This is a genomic window from Enterococcus sp. AZ095a (assembly GCF_050546735.1).
Classification (GTDB): Bacteria; Bacillota; Bacilli; order Lactobacillales; family Enterococcaceae; genus Enterococcus_D; species Enterococcus_D entomosocium.
Window position 1 is genome coordinate 937,919 of record NZ_CP172953.1, and the last position, 14,957, is coordinate 952,875.

Annotated in this window: 13 protein-coding genes and 2 pseudogenes; 14 read left to right on the forward strand and 1 reads right to left on the reverse strand. The window is 42.3% G+C overall.

Annotated elements, in window-relative coordinates:
* Position 1: 1 nt before the first annotated feature.
* The 8 genes and pseudogenes from IGJ26_RS04210 to cls all read left to right on the forward strand — a co-directional run bounded on the left by IGJ26_RS04210 (position 2) and on the right by cls (position 8,854).
* Positions 2 to 835 (forward strand): sugar ABC transporter permease, encoded by an 834-nt coding sequence (locus IGJ26_RS04210; RefSeq protein WP_005237297.1) that lies wholly within the window; start codon positions 2 to 4, stop codon positions 833 to 835.
* A gap of 10 nt (positions 836 to 845) precedes the next feature.
* A complete protein-coding gene (locus IGJ26_RS04215) occupies positions 846 to 1,661 on the forward strand; it encodes a DUF1189 domain-containing protein (protein WP_086316960.1) in 816 nt (271 codons plus the stop codon).
* Positions 1,662 to 1,908: 247 nt separating this feature from the next.
* Positions 1,909 to 4,293 (forward strand): annotated as a pseudogene (gene secA, locus IGJ26_RS04220) (preprotein translocase subunit SecA); the annotation flags it as partial.
* Between the two features lie 45 nt (positions 4,294 to 4,338).
* Positions 4,339 to 4,413 (forward strand): annotated as a pseudogene (locus IGJ26_RS04225) (SEC-C metal-binding domain-containing protein); the annotation flags it as partial.
* An 88-nt stretch (positions 4,414 to 4,501) separates the two neighbouring features.
* Positions 4,502 to 5,609 (forward strand): peptide chain release factor 2 gene (gene prfB / locus IGJ26_RS04230; protein WP_101495161.1). Its coding sequence is split into 2 segments (ribosomal slippage): positions 4,502 to 4,573 and positions 4,575 to 5,609, totalling 1,107 coding nucleotides; the frame shifts between segments, so codons are not numbered across the junction.
* Between the two features lie 112 nt (positions 5,610 to 5,721).
* Positions 5,722 to 6,408, forward strand: coding sequence for a cell division ATP-binding protein FtsE (ftsE, locus tag IGJ26_RS04235; RefSeq protein WP_005237293.1), 687 nt, complete (start codon positions 5,722 to 5,724; stop codon positions 6,406 to 6,408).
* Positions 6,401 to 7,285, forward strand: a complete 885-nt coding sequence (ftsX, locus tag IGJ26_RS04240) for a permease-like cell division protein FtsX (protein ID WP_005237292.1) — start codon at positions 6,401 to 6,403, stop codon at positions 7,283 to 7,285. The genes ftsE and ftsX overlap by 8 nt, the downstream gene beginning before the upstream one ends.
* 123 nt (positions 7,286 to 7,408) lie before the next feature.
* Entirely contained in the window at positions 7,409 to 8,854 is a 1,446-nt protein-coding gene (gene cls / locus IGJ26_RS04245) for a cardiolipin synthase (RefSeq protein ID WP_005237291.1), read from the forward strand.
* A gap of 62 nt (positions 8,855 to 8,916) precedes the next feature.
* On the opposite strand, the gene IGJ26_RS04250 is transcribed toward cls, so the two are convergent.
* The gene (locus IGJ26_RS04250) at positions 8,917 to 9,036 is read right to left on the reverse strand and encodes a DUF4044 domain-containing protein (RefSeq protein ID WP_005237290.1); all 120 of its coding nucleotides are present in this window, start codon (positions 9,034 to 9,036) and stop codon (positions 8,917 to 8,919) included.
* 332 nt (positions 9,037 to 9,368) lie between these two features.
* Between IGJ26_RS04250 and IGJ26_RS04255 the strand changes: the two genes are divergently transcribed.
* The 6 genes from IGJ26_RS04255 (at position 9,369) to mraY (ending at position 14,951) form a co-directional block, all read left to right on the forward strand.
* Positions 9,369 to 9,737, forward strand: a complete 369-nt coding sequence (locus tag IGJ26_RS04255; protein ID WP_005237289.1) for a DUF3397 domain-containing protein — start codon at positions 9,369 to 9,371, stop codon at positions 9,735 to 9,737.
* A gap of 198 nt (positions 9,738 to 9,935) precedes the next feature.
* Entirely contained in the window at positions 9,936 to 10,367 is a 432-nt protein-coding gene (gene mraZ, locus IGJ26_RS04260; protein ID WP_005228792.1) for a division/cell wall cluster transcriptional repressor MraZ, read from the forward strand.
* Between the two features lie 25 nt (positions 10,368 to 10,392).
* Positions 10,393 to 11,352 (forward strand): 16S rRNA (cytosine(1402)-N(4))-methyltransferase RsmH, encoded by a 960-nt coding sequence (gene rsmH, locus IGJ26_RS04265; RefSeq protein WP_008377332.1) that lies wholly within the window; start codon positions 10,393 to 10,395, stop codon positions 11,350 to 11,352.
* A 5-nt stretch (positions 11,353 to 11,357) separates the two neighbouring features.
* The gene (ftsL, locus tag IGJ26_RS04270) at positions 11,358 to 11,777 is read left to right on the forward strand and encodes a cell division protein FtsL (protein ID WP_008377334.1); all 420 of its coding nucleotides are present in this window, start codon (positions 11,358 to 11,360) and stop codon (positions 11,775 to 11,777) included.
* Complete coding sequence (locus IGJ26_RS04275; RefSeq protein WP_008377336.1) at positions 11,778 to 13,973, forward strand: penicillin-binding transpeptidase domain-containing protein; 2,196 nt, start codon at positions 11,778 to 11,780, stop codon at positions 13,971 to 13,973. It abuts the gene before it with no gap.
* Between the two features lie 15 nt (positions 13,974 to 13,988).
* Positions 13,989 to 14,951 (forward strand): phospho-N-acetylmuramoyl-pentapeptide-transferase, encoded by a 963-nt coding sequence (mraY, locus tag IGJ26_RS04280; protein ID WP_005237283.1) that lies wholly within the window; start codon positions 13,989 to 13,991, stop codon positions 14,949 to 14,951.
* Positions 14,952 to 14,957 lie beyond the last annotated feature (6 nt).

The window sequence follows — 14,957 nt, forward strand, 5'->3', positions numbered from 1 at the left end:
GATGAAAAAGAAAAAGTTTTCTTTCAGCAAATTATTTACCTACTTGTTTATGATCGCTTTATCGATCGTTATCATCTATCCCTTGTTGATTACCGCAACCTCAGCCTTCAAGGCAGGGAATATGATCGCCTTTCGCTTGGATTTTGATGCGGATTGGACATTGAACAACTTTCGACGATTGTTCAATGAAACCCCCTATTTGACATGGTATAAAAACACCTTGATCGTGGCTGTTTCCACGATGGTGATCCAAGTAATGATCGTAACACTGGCAGGGTATACTTACAGTCGTTATCGCTTTGCCGGTCGTAAGAGCAGTTTGATGGTGTTCTTGATCGTTCAGATGGTGCCAACGATGTCGGCGTTGACCGCTTTTTATGTCATGGGCTTATTAGCAAACGGTCTAGATAGTTTCTGGTTCTTGACACTGATCTATATCGGTGGTGGGATTCCCATGAATACTTGGCTGATGAAAGGGTACTTTGATACGGTACCGATCGACTTGGATGAATCAGCAAAACTTGACGGTGCAGGGCATTTCCGCATCTTTTGGCAAATCGTTTTGCCCCTCGTAAAACCAATGGTTGCCGTCCAAGCATTGTGGGCCTTTATGGGGCCATTCGGCGAATTCTTGCTGGCGCGGTTCTTGCTTCGCTCACAAGAGCGTTTGACCGTCGCAGTCGGGCTGCAGACCTTTATCAACGATGCCCGTAATCAACGGGTCGCACTCTTTGCGGCTGGGGCGATTTTGATCGCCGTACCGATTGCTGCACTGTTTTTCTTCTTACAAAAATACTTTGTTTCAGGTTTGACCTCGGGCGGAACAAAAGGATAGGAATGATAGGATGTCTGAACAACGATTTCCCTTAACATACTTTGGGGCCATATTTTCTCCAACAAAAGTCTATGCATGGCGTAAAAAATTAAATCGCTGGCAGCAAGTGTTTGTCTATATTTTCTTGATGTCCTTGCTGATGATCCCGCTGACCTTGATGATCAGCAAGCAAACGGATCAAGCCTTTGCAGCATTTTTCCCCCATGCAAAAACACTCATGACTGCTGAAACAGCAGCCGAATACAGTGAACTGCAGCTGGATGATGGCAAACTTTTAACGGATGAGTCACAAGTCTTTTCGCAAACAGAAGCGGGCATTATAGGTGTTGCGCTTTCAGAAGCGGACCTTTCAAGAGCAAAATATGCCATCAATTTTCGTGAAACAGACTGGACCATCAAAGAGGAAATCGATGGACAAACCTATCATTATGAGATGCGTTACACGGCGGAAATGATGCCTGATCAAGTGCATGATGCGGCTTCGTTTCAGAAAGTGATCGAAGACGGCTTTTATCGCAACAACGAGACGGCGATTTTCTTCAGCCAGACGATCACGGTGGCATTTTTATTGGTGGCAATGAATAGTATCCTCGTCATGGGCGCAGCGTTTTTCCTCTGGCTGACGAAAAAGTCGCGACTGTCGACGATCAGCAGTTTCAAAGAAAGTACCAACGTGATTTTGAATGCACTGGGGGCAGGCTCTCTGGTGGCGATGTTGGCAGGATTTATTGGCGCGGACATCATCTTGATGATTGGGATCCAATCTTTAGGCATGCTGCTGATGCTCTTCTTAGCTTTCATAAAAACCCGTTTTAAAACGGCCTAATTTGCAAATATTCGCAACAAGTCATTTGGACGTGCGCTGGACTTTGGGCACCGATCGATGGCTTGTTGCGTATTTTTTCCCTTCGTTTCTTTAAAATCTGTGAAAAAAGGTTAAGAATCCGTTTATCACGCAAGATTGATGCGATAGTTCTATCGAAAAATATTTCATTTATGGTGAACTAGTGCTAAAATAGTTAGGAGAGTTTCCAGCTAGGATAATGCAGAAGTAAAAGGAGAATTATTAAGGTATGGCCAATTTTTTTAGAAAATTAATCGAAAACGACAAAAAAGAATTAAAACGTCTTGACCATATTGCGAATCAAGTTGAATCACATGCGGATGAAATGGCCGCTTTATCTGATGAACAATTACGCGGGAAAACCGATGAATTTCGTCGTCGTTTCCAAGAGGGAGAGACTTTGGATAAATTATTACCTGAAGCCTTTGCAGTAGTACGTGAAGCTGCAAAACGCGTTTTGGGCCTTTATCCTTACCACGTCCAATTAATGGGTGGGATCGTCTTGCATGATGGGAATATCCCAGAGATGCGTACGGGTGAAGGGAAAACCTTGACGGCGACATTACCTGTTTATTTGAATGCTTTGAGCGGTCAAGGTGTCCACGTCGTAACTGTCAATGAATACTTGGCAACTCGTGACTCGACTGAGATGGGGGAGCTGTACAACTTTTTAGGATTGACAGTCGGTTTGAACATCAACTCAAAATCAGCAGAAGAAAAACGTGCGGCGTATGCTTGTGACATCACTTATAGTACAAACAATGAATTAGGGTTTGACTATTTGCGGGACAACATGGTGGTTTATCGTCATCAAATGGTACAACGTCCATTAAACTATGCCATTGTCGATGAAGTCGATTCGATCTTGATCGATGAAGCGAGAACGCCATTGATCATTTCAGGACAAGCAGAAAAATCGACCGCGCTATACAATCGGGTCGACAATTTCGTCAAACGCTTGACGGAAGAAGAAGACTACAAAATCGATATTCAATCAAAAACGATCGGCTTGACAGAACGTGGGATCGAAAAAGCGGAGGAGACCTTCGGCTTAGAAAACTTGTATGATATCGAAAACACCGCATTGACCCATCACTTGGACCAAGCGTTGCGGGCGAATTACATCATGATTCGTGACATTGATTACGTGGTGCAAGATGGCAAAGTAATGATTGTTGACCAATTTACAGGTCGGATCATGGATGGCCGCCGCTATTCTGACGGGCTGCATCAAGCGATCGAAGCAAAAGAAAGTGTCGAGATCGAAGATGAAACCAAAACGATGGCGACGATCACATTCCAGAACTATTTCCGGATGTACAAAAAACTGTCTGGGATGACCGGTACTGCGAAAACGGAAGAAGAAGAGTTTAGAGAAATCTATAACATGCAAGTCATTCAGATTCCTACGAACAAACCGATCTTACGGGATGATCGTGCGGACTTGCTTTATCCAACACTTACCAGCAAATTCCAAGCAGTCGTTCAAGACATCAAAGAGCGTCACCGCAAAGGGCAACCAGTCCTTGTAGGGACGGTCGCTGTTGAGACTTCTGAATTACTATCATCAATGCTTGATCGGGAGAAAGTTCCTCATGAAGTATTGAATGCCAAGAATCACTTTAAAGAAGCGGAAATCATTTTGAATGCTGGGCAAAAAGGTGCTGTAACGATCGCGACCAATATGGCTGGTCGGGGAACGGATATCAAGTTGGGTCTTGGTGTTGCAGAACTAGGCGGATTGGCAGTTATTGGTACCGAGCGTCACGAATCACGACGGATCGACAACCAGTTGCGGGGACGTGCGGGACGTCAAGGAGATCCAGGGATGTCGCAATTTTACCTGTCGCTAGAAGATGATTTAATGAAACGTTTTGGTTCTGAACGAATCAAAGTGTTCTTAGATCGGATGAAAATCGATGAAGGCGATGCCGTGATCCAAAGCAAGATGCTTTCAAAACAAGTAGAATCTGCCCAAAGACGAGTGGAAGGGAATAACTACGATACCCGGAAAAACGTCTTGCAATACGATGACGTAATGCGAGAACAGCGGGAAGTTATTTACGGACAACGTCAAGAAGTAATCATGGAAGAAACGGATCTTTCACCACAATTAATGAATATGGTGAAACGTTCCATCAGCCGTGTCGTTGACAGTCATACGCAATTAGAAGAAAGCAATTGGAATTATGAAGGAATCGTTGATTTTGCTGCCAATGCACTTGTTCATGAAGATACCATCAGTATTGAAGACATCAAGGGCAAATCAGCTCAAGAGATTAAAGATTATCTAAACCAACGGGCAGAAGAAGTCTTTGAACAAAAGAAAACACAACTTAATAGTCCAGAACAATTACTGGAATTTGAAAAAGTAGTGATTTTACGAGTCGTTGATACGAAGTGGACCGACCACATCGATGCCATGGATCAATTGCGCCAATCGGTTGGGTTACGGGCTTATGGACAAAACAATCCGTTAGTTGAATACCAAACAGAAGGATTCAATATGTTTGAAAACATGGTTGGAGCCATCGAGTATGAAGTAACTCGTCTGTTTATGAAGGCAGAAATCCGCCAAAACGTTCAACGGGAACAAGTAGCCCAAGGAGAAGCACAAGGGGTAGAAGAAGCACCGGCTGCCCAAGCGCCAAGTTTCAAAAACGTGGGCCGCAATGATCCTTGTCCTTGCGGAAGCGGGAAAAAATTCAAGAATTGCCACGGGAAAAATATGTAACAAGTTTTGAAAAAGGTGAGAGTAGGCTGGCAGACGTTTTTGTCCAGTCTACTTTCGTTTGTAAGAAAAAAAGAAAGAAGGAATTTTAATGGAAATCGCAGATATTCGGAATCAATTGACCCAGATGAATGAAAAAATAATCAGTTTTAGGGGGTCTCTTTGACTTAGATCAGTTAGAAGAGGACATTGCGGAAGCGGAACACCAAATGGCAGATCCTACCTTTTGGGATGATTCAGAAAAAGCTCAACAAGTCATTAACGCCAACAATGCCAACAAAGAGACTTACGATCAATTCAATCAGCTAGCAGAAGAATTGGAAGAACTCGAAGTGATGTTGGAAATGATTCAAGAAGAAGCCGATCCGGAAATGGAAGCAGAACTTGATGCGCGAATCGGTAAGTTAAATGAGAAAATGGCTTCTTATGAATTGTCGATGTTGTTAGATGAACCCTATGATCGAAACAATGCCATCATCGAGCTGCACCCGGGAGCAGGCGGTACCGAGTCGCAAGACTGGGGCAGCATGCTGTTACGGATGTATACTCGTTTTTGTGAACAACATGGGTATCAGGTGGAAACTTTGGACTATCAAGCCGGTGATGAAGCGGGGATCAAAAGTGTCACATTACTTGTGAAAGGCCACAACGCCTATGGCTATTTGAAGTCGGAAAAAGGCGTGCATCGCTTGGTCCGTATTTCACCTTTTGATTCTGCTAAGAGACGGCATACGTCATTTTGCTCGGTGGATGTGATGCCAGAATTAGATGGGGCGATCGATGTGGAGATCAACTCAGATGATTTGAAGATCGATACGTACCGCGCAAGCGGCGCTGGTGGACAGCACATCAACAAAACCGAATCTGCTGTGCGGATCACTCACATTCCAACAGGTACAGTGGTCGCTAGCCAAGCCCAGCGTTCACAGCTGAAAAACCGTGAGCAAGCGATGGGGATGTTGAAAGCTAAGCTGTATCAATTAGAAGTCGAAAAGAAAGAACAAGAAGCAGCAGCCTTGCGAGGCGAGCAATTAGAGATCGGCTGGGGCTCGCAAATTCGTTCTTATGTCTTCCATCCCTATTCAATGGTCAAAGATCACCGAACGAATTTCGAAACTGGGAATGTACAGGCAGTCATGGATGGCGATTTGGACGGCTTTATCGATGCCTATTTGAAGCTGAAACTGAATCAAAAATAACCTGGTATGACTTAAACAGATTGAAACACAATTGTAATCTGTTGAAAGCAAGGTGAAATATATTCATGCTATAATAAGCCAGAATGAAAATTTGAGATGGAGAGATAGCTGTATGATAGAAATGAAAGATATAATGAAAAAGTACTCTAATGGTACGACTGCTATCCGTAACCTTTCGATTTCAATTGATCAAGGGGAGTTTGTCTATGTCGTTGGACCATCCGGCGCCGGAAAATCAACCTTTATCAAATTGATGTATCGAGAAGAAAGAGCAACAAAAGGCGTTTTGAATGTCGCAGGATATGATTTGGTCGGCATGAAAAACCGTGAGATCCCTTTGATGCGCCGGGAAATCGGCGTGGTCTTCCAAGACTACAAACTTTTACCGCGGAAAACGGTCTTTGAAAATGTTGCTTATGCAATGCAAGTTATCGGACGCAAACCCCGTGATATCAAAAAACGGGTGATGGAAGTTTTGGATTTGGTCGGACTGAAACATAAAGTTCGGGTCTTTCCAAGTGAACTTTCCGGTGGGGAACAACAACGGGTGTCGATCGCTCGTGCCATCGTAAATACACCGAAGGTATTGATTGCGGATGAACCAACCGGAAATCTAGATCCTGAAAACTCATGGGAAATCATGAAATTGCTTGATCGAATCAATGCACAAGGAACAACGGTCGTTATGGCGACCCATAATAGTACGATCGTAAATACGATTCGTCATCGCGTGATCGCGATTGAGAATGGCCGCATTATTCGCGACCAAGCGGAAGGAGAATATGGTTACGATGATTAGAACATTTTTCCGTCATCTCCTGGAGAGTATTAAAAGTTTAAAGCGTAACGGCTGGATGACTATCGCGTCATTGAGTGCCGTGACGATCACATTAACATTAGTCGGTATTTTTCTAGGTGTAATCTTAAATGCAACAAAACTAGCCGAAGATATTCGTGAGAATGTGGACGTGTCGGTTTTCGTTGATATTGGTACAGAACAAGAAGACATGGATGCTTTAGAACAGGCCTTAAATGATCTGCCGAACGTTTCAGAAGTGACATTTTCTAGTCGAGACGAAGAATTGCAGAAGATCCAGGATGCCATGGGGGATTCATGGAACTTGTTCGAAGGCGACAGTAATCCACTGTATAACGTATTTGTTGTAAGTGCCACAGATCCAGAGTATACGACAGAGATCGCAGAACAAGCTGGGGATTTGCCGAATGTCTTTAAAGCCGATTACGGTGGAGACTCTTCTGACCGAATCTTTGAATTGTCTGCGGCTGTGCGGACTTGGGGCTTAGCTGCTGCTGTCTTACTGATTTTTGTGGCAATGTTCCTAATCTCTAATACGATTCGGATCACGATTTTGTCCCGTCAAAGAGAAATTCAAATCATGCGTCTGGTTGGGGCGAAAAACGGCTACATTCGTTGGCCATTCTTCCTTGAAGGAGGCTGGATCGGACTCTTAGGATCAATTGTCCCAATTGCGTTGATGTACTTCGGGTATCATCAAGTTTATGCAATGGTCAATCCATCCTTGCTACGTTCAAATTACAGCTTAATTGCACCAAATATGTTTCTAATACAAGTGTGCGGTGTGATGGCACTGATTGGTATCGTGATTGGTTCGCTTGGTTCCGTCTTATCAATGCGCCGATTTTTAAAATTCTAAACGTATGTTTTATTAAAGTCGATCGTCAGATCGGCTTTTTTTGTTTCATCACAGTGTTTCTTTACTTTAGGTACTATTTTTTGATATGCTTTAGTAGCGGGAAATCGGGGAAGAGGTGGAAAAATGGTTGTAATGGATAATTTGGTAACCATTTTATTTATAGTTAATATTTTGTTATCAATCATTATCATTTTCAGAGAGAGACGTCAGACTGCTCAGACATGGGCCTGGCTTTTGGTCTTGATGTTCATCCCAATCGTTGGTTTTGTGCTTTACTTTTTCTTTGGTAGAGGAATTTCCAAGGAAAAGATTTTCGATATGCGCTCACAAGCAAAGATTGGTCTAAACGTTGAATTAGAAGAACAAAAACAAGCGCTCGCGCGTCATTTGTTTCCGCATCCGCCGACTGCTCAAGTAGAAGTCCAGCAGTTAGTCTATCTGTTGACGGTCTTTGGTCAATCCCTCTATACGACAGCCAATAGCATGACACTTTATACCGATGGGCGGCAGAAATTTGATGCCTTGATCGCGGATATCGAACAGGCAAAAAATCACATTCATATGGAATATTATATTTATCGCAGTGATGCATTGGGAAATGAGGTCAAAGAAGCATTGGTACGAGCCGCAAAGCGAGGCGTAAAAGTAAGAGTCTTGTTAGATGCTTGGGGCAGTACCCAGGTATCATTGAAGTTTTTTGATGAATTGCGTCTGCATGGCGGGCAAATTGCCTTTTTCTTTCCTTTGTTCGTTCCTTATGTCAATCCGCGAATCAATTATCGGAATCATCGTAAAATCGTGGTGATTGATGGTGAGATTGGTTATACAGGCGGTTTTAATGTGGGAGATGAATATCTAGGACAAGTGGAAAAATTTGGCTATTGGCGAGACAATCACTTGCGAATTGCCGGTTCAGCTGTCTATTCGCTGCAAAATCGGTTTTTGATGGATTGGAATTCACAACATGCCTTGGAGATCAAATATGATCCTTCTTTGTTTCCTGAAATCAAACAAGCGGGGACAGTCGCAGCCCAAGTTATCACTAGTGGTCCTGATACGGAACATGAAGAAATAAAAATGACGTATTTGAAAATGATCAATTTAGCCAAAAAAGAAATTCTAATCCAAACGCCCTACTATATTCCGGATGAAGCTATTCACAATGCCTTAAAGTTGGCACTGCTTTCTGGGGTGAAAGTCCATATCCAAATCCCTAATAAACCGGATCATCCCTTGGTATATTGGGCGACCTATTCCTTTGCGGCTGAGCTGCTTCATTTTGGTGCAATCATTGAAACCTATGAGAAAGGGTTTATGCATGCGAAAACGATGATTATAGATAGTGGACTTGTATCGATTGGTTCAGCAAATATCGATGTTCGATCCTTTCGCTTAGATTTTGAAGTCAATACGATTATCTATGATGCGCAACTTGCGACTCAAACAAAAGAAGCGTTTCTGGCGGATTCGATCGATTCCAAACCGTTAACGATCGAAGCGTATCAACAAAGAAAATTGACGATCAAGATCAAGGAAGGCCTGGCACGTCTTGTGTCACCGTTACTGTAAAAAAATGCCCTTTTCCAAAAGATGGAAGCCATCATTTTGGAAAAGGGCATTTTTTAATAGGATTAACCCATAATACTTGTGTACGCTGCTAAGAAAATCGAGCCGACAGTGAGAATAAGCATGGTCCAGATCACGACTTGCGTGATTTTTGCAAAGGTACTTTTTGGTTTTTTCTCGTTCATTCTAATCCACCTTTTAGAGTTATTCTAGTGACAGTTTACCCTCAATTTCTCAAGAACTCAAGTTGATCCAAGGAGAAATTAAGAAAATTTCAATTTCACTATAAAAAAATTCGTTAGAATGGCAAGATAGGCTTGTTGAAGCTACGCCCTTCTGTTTTAATAGGTAAAGAAATACATTCTTTAAAACTTTCAAAAGTTAGTTGTTGAAATAAGAGCCTCCTTAAAAAATTTCATGGCTGTCTTATTCCGGCTTAGATTTTTAAAAGAACTGAAACATGGATGTAAAGAAAATAAAGTATAGTGACACTAGTTGTTAGAAAGGATTTTGCTGTATGTCTGGATTTAATCCAATCGTTTTGTTTTGGTATATTTTTCCTGTGCTCGTTTATTTTGCTTGTCGTTTTATCGTTTCTGCACTTTCGTTGAATGATCGTTTCCATGTGAAGGCACCGGATTTAGCGGTACCATTTTTAATGGTGGGGATTCATCAATTATCAAAATATACTTTTGATCAAGCAATCACATTGTATTATTTGATCTCCATTTTTTTATTAGGCATTCTACTGGCCGTCTTTCAGGCGTACTACTATGAAGAGATCCAATATGGTCGCTATTTTAAGATGTATTGGCGCAGTATTTTTCTATTTACGATCATCTTTCATGTCGTTTTGATCATTCTAAATATCGTAAGTTACTTATAGTGTTTTGCCCCTTGATAAACGTCCATTTTTTTGCTTAAAGTTTTTTTAAAGACTTTAAGGAGTCTGATTCCCTCTTTTTGTTCATTTGGTAAAGAAAAGTCAAACAACTTCCCTTTCAAATTTCATATAATTTGTGGTAGAAAGTGGGGGATTGTGGTAGACTGTGAATATCAGGTGGAGATCGGGGGTTATTTATCGATGTTTATGGGAGAATTTCAACATTCGATAGATGCAAAAGGCCGACTAATCGTCCCTTCAAAACTACGAGAAAAACTCGGAGAAAAATTTGTTGTGACACGTGGATTAGATGGCTGTTTATTTGGCTACCCCTTATCTGAATGGGAAAAACTTGAAGAAAAACTAAACGAAATGCCTTTAGCGAAAAAGGATGCTCGGACATTTGTCCGCTTCTTTTATTCTGCTGCAACAGAGTGCGAGATCGATAAACAAGGACGAATCAATATCCCTGTTACATTGAGAAATCATGCAGACCTTACTAAAAGCTGCGTGATCATCGGGGTTTCAAATCGAATCGAGATTTGGGATGAAACGCGTTGGCAAGCATTCTCTGAAGAAGCAGAAGAAAACTTTGATGAAATTGCTGAAACAATGATCGACTTTGGCTTATAGGCTTGATAGGAAGAGGAAAAAACACATGGCAGATTTTCAACACTACACCGTTATGCTACAGGAGACCGTTGATGGATTATCAATTCGTCCAGAAGGCGTCTATGTCGATTGTACATTAGGTGGAGCTGGTCATAGTGAATATTTATTGTCACAACTGTCTGAAGAAGGACATCTCTTTGCTTTTGATCAAGACCAAACCGCCATCGACCATGCAAAAGAACGTTTAGCACCTTATGTTGCTAAAGGGATGGTCACGTTTATTAAAAGTAATTTCCGCTATTTAAAGGAAGCATTGAATCAACACGGCGTAAGCCGAGTCGATGGTATTTTGTATGATTTAGGTGTTTCCTCACCCCAATTAGATGAAGCCGAACGTGGCTTTAGCTACCACCAAGATGCACCGCTGGATATGCGGATGGATCAAACTGCAGCATTGACTGCCTATGAAGTGGTCAATCAATTCGACTACCATCAATTAGTCAAAATCTTCTTCCGTTATGGAGAAGAAAAATTCTCAAAACAAATCGCTCGGGAAATCGAGCGGGTGAGACAAGATCATCCCATCGAAACAACAGGGGAATTGGTCGATATCATCAAAACAGCCATTCCAGCTCCAGCAAGAAGAAAGGGCGGTCACCCAGCAAAACGGGTTTTCCAAGCCATTCGAATTGCAGTCAATGATGAGCTAGGTGTAATTGAAGAATCACTTGAACAAGCCATTCATCTTTTAGCAGTCAACGGACGTGTCAGTGTGATCACGTTCCACTCATTAGAAGATCGCATTGTGAAATCGATGTTCAAGGAATACAGTACACCAAAGGATATGCCACCAGGTCTGCCGATGATACCAGAAGAATTTCAACCAACACTAAAACTTATAACAAGAAAACCACTGCTTCCTACTGAGGAAGAAGTAGCTGAAAATAATCGTTCTCGTAGTGCGAAACTACGAATCGCGGAAAAAATCAAGGAAAGCGAAGGGTAACAACTATGGCAGAACTAAAAGTTCATGACTATGAATTCAGAGAACCTCTTGAATCACAACCTTTGGATCACTCTGAACCGACAACTGAAAAACTGCCTACTGATCCCCAGCGTCCTGAGGTCATCCGTGTACCAGCATCTCCGGCTCGTCGGTTAAAAAGTATTTCTACTCTAGAAAAACTGATTGCTGCCTTTGTGATTATCGCTGTATTGACGTTGGCAATCTTGACCATCAATATTCGGACCAATATCAGCCAAGTTGAGCATGATATTTCCTTGATCCAATCGGATATCACTGAGAAAACAACACAAGCAGAACAGTTGGAACAAGAGAAAAATGAACTTTCTAAAACCGAGCGCATCCAAAAGATTGCTGAGGATAATGGATTGTCGATTGATGATGGCAATTTAAGGAAAGTGGACTAAATGAAGTTAACAGATAAATTCAAGCAATACTTAAAAAAGAACAATCAAACTACAACGAACAATCGCAAAAAAGTAGGTATTATTCTCTTTGCTACGAGTATTGGATTGTTCTTTTTGTTTGTCACGCGTTTGAGCTATATCGTCATTGTCGGGGATGTCGCGGGAACTTCATTAGCAGAAAAGACCAAAAATCTTTATGAAGGCAGCGAAGTGATCAAAGCGAAACGTGGAACAATCTATGACCGTAATGGGATTCCGATCGCCGAAGATGTGACCTCGTATTCCATTTATGCTGTTTTGAATCAGAATTACAAAGATGGCAACAAAAATCTCTTTGCAGAAAAAGCAAACTTCAATAAGTTGGCCAAAATTTTGTCAGATGTATTGTCCATTGATCAAGAAACAGCAGTCAATACGTTAGAGGATGGCCTTGAGCAACAATTGTGGCGGGTCTCTTTTGGGAGCAAGGGAAATAATATTACATTAGAACAAAAAAATGCGATCGAAGATGCAATGGAAAAAGAAGATATTGCCGGCTTCCATTTTGATAGCCATCCAGCTCGCCTTTATCCGAATGGGGTCTTTTCTTCTCACTTTATCGGGTATGCTGTTGCCAATGATGACGATACTGGTCTAGTCGGCAAAACTGGGTTGGAAGCTGCTTACAATGATGTATTATCGGGAACTGATGGTGAGATCGTTTATCAAAAAGATAACAATCAAAACCCGCTGCCCGGAACAGTAGCAGAGACCGTCGCAGCCGTTGACGGAAAAGACGTTTATACCACCATCGATAGTCGAATCCAAAGCTATTTGGAAACGCTGATGGACAGCGTCTTTAAAGAAAACAAACCAGAAAACTTAACAGCGAACTTAATGGATGCCAAAACCGGCGAAATCATAGCGATGGCGCAACGACCAACCTACAATCCAGAAAATTTGGATTCGATCAATGATTGGCAAAATCTGTTAGTTGAAGACAACTATGAGCCAGGATCAACCATGAAGATTTTGACGACAGCAGCTGCCATCGATCAAGGCATCTTCAATGAGAACGAAACCTTTACCCCAAGTCCTGATGGATTAAAACTTTACGATGCAACCATCAATGACTGGGACTTTGGTCAAAAAGGAACACTGACGATGCGCCAAGCTCTTTCATGGTCCAGTAATATCGGAATGGTGACCTTGGAGCAGCGGATGGCTGATCGTTGGCAACAATACTTAAAAGAATTTGGCTTTGGCCGTAGCACCTATTCAGGATTGCCTAACGAAAATACTGGAATCACCCCAGAAGATAATCCTGTCAGCCAAGCGATGACTTCCTTTGGTCAAGCGATTGGTGTGACGAATTTCCAAATGATGCAGGCTTTCACATCGGTCGCAAATAATGGAACGATGCTGAAACCACAATTTATTAGTAAAATCGTTGATGGCAATACTGGAGAAGAAACGGTCACGCAACCAGAAGAGGTCGGCCATCCGATCACAAAAGAGGCTGCAACAGAGGTCCGTGAATATATGCGTGATGTTGTCGAGAGTGAAAATTATGGAAGTGCCTATGGCGTTTATGAATTACCTGGCTACAACATTTCTGCAAAAACAGGGACGGCCCAAGTAGCCGATCCAACAACCGGTAAGTATTTGTCTGGTGGCACCAATTATCTATATTCCGTTGTTTTGATGTTTCCTTCAGAAGAACCAGAATACATTTTGTATTTGACGATTAAATTACCAGAGAAGCACGAAAGCACCGTGTTGGGTGAAATTGCCAATCCATTGATGAAACGGGTCATGGATCTGAAAAACTCTGCATTAGAAGAAAGCACAACATCTGGTAGCGAAACAACTGTGGGGGATTATCGCAATCTCGATACAGAATCGGCTGCAACGGATGTTCAAAAAGCTGGATTGATCCCGGTAGTCATCGGGGATGGTGAAAAAGTCATTGCCCAATCGGTTGACAGTGGAACTTCGATCATGCCTGGCGGACGGGTACTGCTCGTTACCGACAGCGATAAGTACTATATGCCGGATACGACTTCTTGGTCAAAAGCAGACTTAATCAAATTTGGTAGTCTGCTGAATGTAGACGTCAGTTTTGAAGGAAACGGCTATTGTACCAAACAAAGCGTGGAACCATACACCGAATTATCAGGACAATCGATCAAGTTTACACTAAGTGAAAACGAATAAATAGGAGAGAACAATATGGAATGGACAGAGATGATATTACCTTTGGCAAGTGGCTTTGCGATCGTAACAGCCACAATGCCTTTGTTTATCGGCTATTTTCAAATGAAGAAATACGGACAGGAAATACGTGGTGACGGCCCCAAATGGCACAATGTAAAGGCCGGTACACCAACGATGGGTGGGTTTGTATTTTTGATTTCTGCAATGATCACTGCCATCTGGGTAGGAGCATGGCAAAATCAATTGACTGCTTCATTGTTCATTCTTTTGTTCATTACCTTGGTTTATGGTGCATTAGGATTTCTTGATGACTTCATCAAGATTTTCCGCAAACGAAATATGGGGCTGAACTCGTTGCAAAAGCTGATTGGACAGATTTTAGGCGGACTCGTCTTTTACTTTGTTTTCCGATCCGAAGGCAATGCGGATGTACTGAATTTCTTTGGGATAGACGTGTCGCTATCGATTTTTTATGGCTTGTTCGTCATTTTTTGGCTTGTTGGTTTTTCAAATGCAGTCAACTTGACGGACGGTATCGATGGGCTAGTCGCAGGACTGGGCACGATTTCTTTTTCAACTTACGCACTGATTGCTTGGCGACAAGATCAAATCGATGTGTTAATCGTTTGTCTTGCGATCATCGGCGGATTGATCGGCTTCTTTCCCTACAATCGCAAACCGGCAAAAATCTTTATGGGGGATGTCGGCTCACTGGCTTTAGGCGGTCTGCTGGCAGCTATCTCGATTCTTTTACACCAAGAATGGACCCTATTGCTTGTCGGACTGGTCTATGTTTGTGAAACAGCAAGCGTGATGCTGCAAGTTGCCTCATTCAAATTAACAGGCAAACGAATCTTCAAGATGTCACCCATCCATCATCATTTTGAAATGAGCGGATGGTCTGAGTGGAAGATCGACACTGTGTTTTGGTGTATCGCGTTAGGTTGCTCGTTGCTCACAATAGCCCTTGTATGGTAGGAGATG